A 4,547-nucleotide genomic window follows, 5' to 3' on the forward strand; every position below is an offset into this window, starting at 1 on the left:
GAGCGCGAGCACTCCCACGCCGGAACCGCCGGCGATGGCCGCTGTGCGGCCGCGTCGACGCGTGGTGTTGCCCGAGATGTCGGCATCGGGATTGAAGGTCATGCGTCGAGATTACTCTGAGCAGAAGCATGTCGAACGGACGTAGGCTCGGGGCATGACGACCACGATCACCATCACCGGCGCGGGCGGACAGATCGGCTACGCACTCCTCTTCCGCATAGCGGCCGGAGACCTGCTCGGGCCGGACGAGAAGGTGCGGCTGCGACTGCTGGAGATCCCGCAGGGACTCGGTGCGGCGGAGGGCGCAGCACTGGAGTTGCAGGACGGTGCGTTCGGGTTGCTCGAGCACGTCGAGGTGACGGATGACGCGGCGGTGGGCTTCGATGGCGCCGACCTCGCGCTGCTCGTCGGCGCACGTCCGCGCGGGCCCGGCATGGAGCGCGCTGATCTGCTCGCGGCCAATGGCGGCATCTTCGGCCCCCAGGGTGCAGCCATCGCCGCGAACGCGGCCCCCGGTGTCCGGATCACGGTGGTCGGCAACCCCGCCAACACCAACGCGCTGATCGCCGCAGCCTCCGCCGACGGCGTGCCCGCCGAGCGGTTCACGGCTCTGACGCGCCTCGACGAGAACCGCGCGCGGGCCCAGCTCGCGCTGACCCTCGGCGTGCCGGTGCACACGGTTCGGCGGGTTCCCATCTGGGGCAACCACTCCGCGACGCAGTTCCCCGACATCTCGCATGCGACGGTCGGTGGCCGCCCCGTGCTCGAGCCGCTCGAGCAGATCGTGGGCGACGTGACCACCTGGCTCGACGAGACGTTCATCCCTCGCGTCGCCAAGCGCGGAGCCGAGATCATCCAGGTGCGGGGGTCCTCGTCCGTGGCGTCTGCTGCGAGCGCGACGATCGACCACGTGCGCGACTGGGTACACGGCACCGACGACTGGACCTCGGCCGGCGTCGTCTCCCACGGTGAGTACGGGGTTCCCGAAGGCCTGATCTCGTCGTTCCCGGTGCGTTCGGTCGACGGCGAGTGGCAGATCGTCGAAGGGCTGGAACCGACGGACTGGGCACGTACCAGGATCGATGCCTCCGTCGCGGAGCTGGTCGAGGAGCGTGAGGCCGTTCAGGCGCTCGGTCTCTTGTGAATCCGGTCACCGCGACGCACGACGACAGGGCAGAATGGATGCCGGAGGTGCGCGATGAACGAGACGATTGATCCCACGAAGACCACGGCATCGGTCGATGCGGCTCTCACGAGCCCCCTGCATCTGCCGCATGATGCCGCAGCGTGCCCGAAGTGCTTCACCGAGCTGCAGCAGAACCGCAACTTCTGGACGGCACGGCCAGACGGCTCACGGCTGGTAGGCCTCGTCGTGTCGCGAGAGGGCATGCCGTCCGTCGTCGAGCAGCGCGATGACCTCACCCGCTTCGGCGTGCCGATCGAGGGCTTCCGCCACCCGGCGCCCGACATCCTGGAAAGCTGGAACGACCGCCTCGCCCGCCTCATCTCGACGCTGCGCACGGGCGATGTCGTCGTGGTCGTGAACATAAAGGCGCTCGGTCTCGACGCCGACGAGGGCGCACGCACCGTCGCCGAGCTGCGCAAGCACGGCATCATCGTCAAGGTGCTGAACCACGACGCCCGGCACCTGGCCGACGCGGCCGCCGCCCACTGACGGGCGACGATTCCTACGGCGTGGGCTTGGGCGTCGGGCCGAAGGCCGGCTCGCCGGGTGTCACGCCGAAGAACAGCGGATCGCTCGGCGACTCCTCGCGCGGCAGGTACCCCTCGGAAAGGTTCGCATCACCGAAGAGCAGGTCCCCGAGCTCGTAACGGTCGCCGGGCCAGCACTTGGTCGTCGCCGTCACGAGCACGTTGCCGTTCGTGATGAACGTCACCGTCAACAACGAGAAGTCACCCTGCTCGCGCACGATCACATCACTCGACTGAGTCTCGCCCGACCCCAGATCCATGCCGTCGAGCTCGTAGCCCGCATCCGTGAGGTACTTCTGCACAGCGACGGATCGCTCGGCATGCTGCTCCGGGTCCACCTCCGTCGATCGGGCGAGAGAGAACTTGTAAGAACCGTCCGGGCATCCCGCCCCCGAAGGCTCCATGCCGAATGAGCCCCCTGGAGCCTCCCACGGGCCGTCGAAGATCAGCGCCTGGACGCCGTTCGTGACCTCCCGATAGTCGAGGTAGTGCTGCTTCGCCTGGGCGACGAGCTCGTCGCCGGTCGGGGTCGCCATGCCGTCTCCTTCATTCGTGCACCCGGTGAGGGCGAGCGCGAGCACCGCCACCGCCGCGGTGATCCGCCAGCGCTTCCCCATCCGCCCGCCCCTTGCTGCCGTTGCCACCACGGCTCAGTTCCACGCCTGGCCGTTAGCCACGATGTAGGCAATGTTACGGAAGGATTCCGAATCGCGAGCGAGGTACCCGTTGTCTTCTTCCCACCAGCCCCAGATACTGTTGCCGCCGTCGTGCGCCGCGTGGCCCGGGGTTCCGAGGCCGTCCTCGGTGCCGCCGCCCACTTTCGGCACGGTGCCGCCGTCGCTTTCGAAGCTGATCGCTCCCGGCAGCTCTTCGGGGTTGGTGCCGTGTCCGAAGGAGCTGTGCTCACCGTAGCGGGCGACCAGATCGCCGGGAGCCCGCGACGCGTAGATCTGCGTGCCGGAATAGTCCATCGGATCATCTCCGGTCCACGTCTGGTGGTAGCCGTCCGGCACTCCCGCCGAGCCGACCGCGATCAGATTGTCGACACCGAGGTTGTCTGGGGATCCACCAACCGCCAGGAAAGCGGTCGTGCTGCCGTACGAGTGCCCGATGACGGAGGTGGTGACGCTCGACGACACCTCGTTGTCGAGCCCTCGCAGCGTGGTGCTCAGCGTCGCGGCCCCCTCTGTGGCGCTGCCCATCGTGTGCTCGGTGAGAAGGTTGGGCGAGTCGTATCCGTACCAGGCGATCGTCGCCGACCTGGTCCCGTCGTTGTACCCGTCGGCGAAGAAGTTCAGGTCGCGTGCGCTCTGCCCCCATGCCTCGAGGTCTCCGAGGCCCGAGAACATCCCGCCGACGAGCACGTTCACGTTGGTGACACCTTTGAGCGGGTCGACGGGGTTCCCGTTCTCATCCTGAATGGTCACGCCGTACATGACGGCAGCGGTGGCTTGCGGCTGCTCGAACGGGTTGAACATCAGCAGCTGCCCCTGGAACCGGTTGATCTCGATACCGAGGTCCTTGAACTGCGTGTCCAACGGCTCGCCGTAGGGTCCGGCGTCGATCACTCGTTCATACGCCGTCCTGTTGGCGAGCATGCGGTCGAGGTAGGGCACGCCTTCGAGGTTTCCGATGAAGCCCGGATACGTGAGACGGAGCGCATCGCGCTGTGCATCGGTGAGACCGTCCCAGATCTCCGTGACCTCGGCAGGGGTGTCGGCGTTCGCCAGCGCGTCGATCGCCGAGAGGGTCGAGTCGCTGAGGGTCGAGCCATCCGAACGGACGAGTCCGGCGATCGCTGCACCATACGCCTCGTCCCAGAGCGCGTATGCGGCTTCCCAGCTCTCCCAGAGGCCTTCGAGGGCGCTACGGGTCGTGGCGAGCGAGCTCTGCGCGTCGGTGACGTCCTGTTCCGCGGTCGAGCGCGTGCTGGCGTCGTCGTCGGGGGTGCACATCTGCTGCTGGGACTGTGCGCTCTCGAGATCGGCGACCGCCGCCGCGTGCGCCGCATGCGCGGTCTCGATGTCGTCGATCAGGTCGTTCGCGGTTCTGGCGTGCGTCGCGACAGCCTCACCGTAGGCCCGCACGACGTCGGCGATGCGTCCGAGTGAGGCGATGGTGGGGTTCATCCGATTGGCGAGCAGCCCCGATTCACGCTGCACCAGAGTGATGCTCTGACCTCGCCCCTCGAGGCCGCCGTCGATGTTGCGCAGCACGATCTGCGCGTTCCCTCCGGCGTCCGTGAGCTTTCCGAGATCCGCGTGGATCCCTTCGAGCTGCCCGCTGTCATACTCGATCTCCTCGAGCGTCCACCCGCGGTTAGGAGAGGTCAGCGACATAGTCGGCATCCCATCCGCTGCCCAGTGAGACGTCGAGGTCTTCGAACGACTCGTTGATGCTCGTTAGCCGATCGGTGACGCCGATCCCCGCGAGATGCTGCGCCCGCGCCTCGAGCATCGCCTGCCCCAGCGCGTTCTCGAGCATGACCCGCAGGCCTGTGCGCCTCGCGGGATTGCCGACGCCCGTGTCGCGCGCGGCGATGTCATTGGCGTACATGACGTAGTCACCGATCGAGAAGCTGATCTGCAGGACGGCGCCTTCGAGTGCGCGCTTGTCGATCTCGACATCTGACATGGCTTCCCCCCGGTTCTGCCGCGATCCACCATAGCCGGACGCTCGCCCTGCGCCGATGGGGAGAACTGCCCATCGGCCCGTGATCTCCGGACCACAAGGCGCGAAGAAGGGGCCGACGGCGAACCGTCGACCCCTTCCCGAAAGCGTGTGTCAGCTGCCGGCGAGCTGCTGGTCCAGATCCTGGATCGCCCGCATCATCC

At 67.4% G+C, this 4,547-nt stretch carries 5 protein-coding genes; 2 read left to right on the forward strand and 3 right to left on the reverse strand.

The window, feature by feature from the left end; genetic code table 11:
* Window positions 1-154 precede the first annotated feature (154 nt).
* Window positions 155-1,144 (forward strand): malate dehydrogenase, encoded by a 990-nt coding sequence (locus AX744_RS04415; RefSeq protein WP_061015505.1) that lies wholly within the window; start codon window positions 155-157, stop codon window positions 1,142-1,144.
* Between the two features lie 54 nt (window positions 1,145-1,198).
* Complete coding sequence (locus AX744_RS04420) at window positions 1,199-1,675, forward strand: dehydrogenase (RefSeq protein WP_061015506.1); 477 nt, start codon at window positions 1,199-1,201, stop codon at window positions 1,673-1,675.
* Window positions 1,676-1,688: 13 nt separating this feature from the next.
* On the opposite strand, the gene AX744_RS04425 is transcribed toward AX744_RS04420, so the two are convergent.
* From AX744_RS04425 to AX744_RS04435, 3 genes are read right to left on the reverse strand one after another with little or no spacing between them, the layout of a single operon-like run.
* On the reverse strand, window positions 1,689-2,330 hold the full coding sequence (locus tag AX744_RS04425; protein WP_058631564.1) for a hypothetical protein: 642 nt from the start codon (window positions 2,328-2,330) through the stop codon (window positions 1,689-1,691).
* 33 nt (window positions 2,331-2,363) lie between these two features.
* Window positions 2,364-4,052, reverse strand: a complete 1,689-nt coding sequence (locus tag AX744_RS04430; protein WP_061015507.1) for an alpha/beta hydrolase — start codon at window positions 4,050-4,052, stop codon at window positions 2,364-2,366.
* Entirely contained in the window at window positions 4,033-4,347 is a 315-nt protein-coding gene (locus tag AX744_RS04435; protein WP_061015508.1) for a hypothetical protein, read from the reverse strand. The genes AX744_RS04430 and AX744_RS04435 overlap by 20 nt, the downstream gene beginning before the upstream one ends.
* Window positions 4,348-4,547: the final 200 nt, after the last annotated feature.

Origin of the sequence: Microbacterium sp. CCH5-D1 (assembly GCF_001557335.1) — a bacterium.
GTDB classification, from domain to species: Bacteria; Actinomycetota; Actinomycetes; order Actinomycetales; family Microbacteriaceae; genus Microbacterium; species Microbacterium oxydans.

Coding starts and splice junctions, on each gene's coding strand:
- AX744_RS04420 (WP_061015506.1), top strand. CDS start 1,199: ATGAACGAGACGATTGATCCCACGAAGACCACGGCATCGGTCGATGCG.
- AX744_RS04425 (WP_058631564.1), bottom strand. CDS start 2,330: ATGGGGAAGCGCTGGCGGATCACCGCGGCGGTGGCGGTGCTCGCGCTC.
- AX744_RS04430 (WP_061015507.1), bottom strand. CDS start 4,052: ATGTCGCTGACCTCTCCTAACCGCGGGTGGACGCTCGAGGAGATCGAG.
- AX744_RS04415 (WP_061015505.1), top strand. CDS start 155: ATGACGACCACGATCACCATCACCGGCGCGGGCGGACAGATCGGCTAC.
- AX744_RS04435 (WP_061015508.1), bottom strand. CDS start 4,347: ATGTCAGATGTCGAGATCGACAAGCGCGCACTCGAAGGCGCCGTCCTG.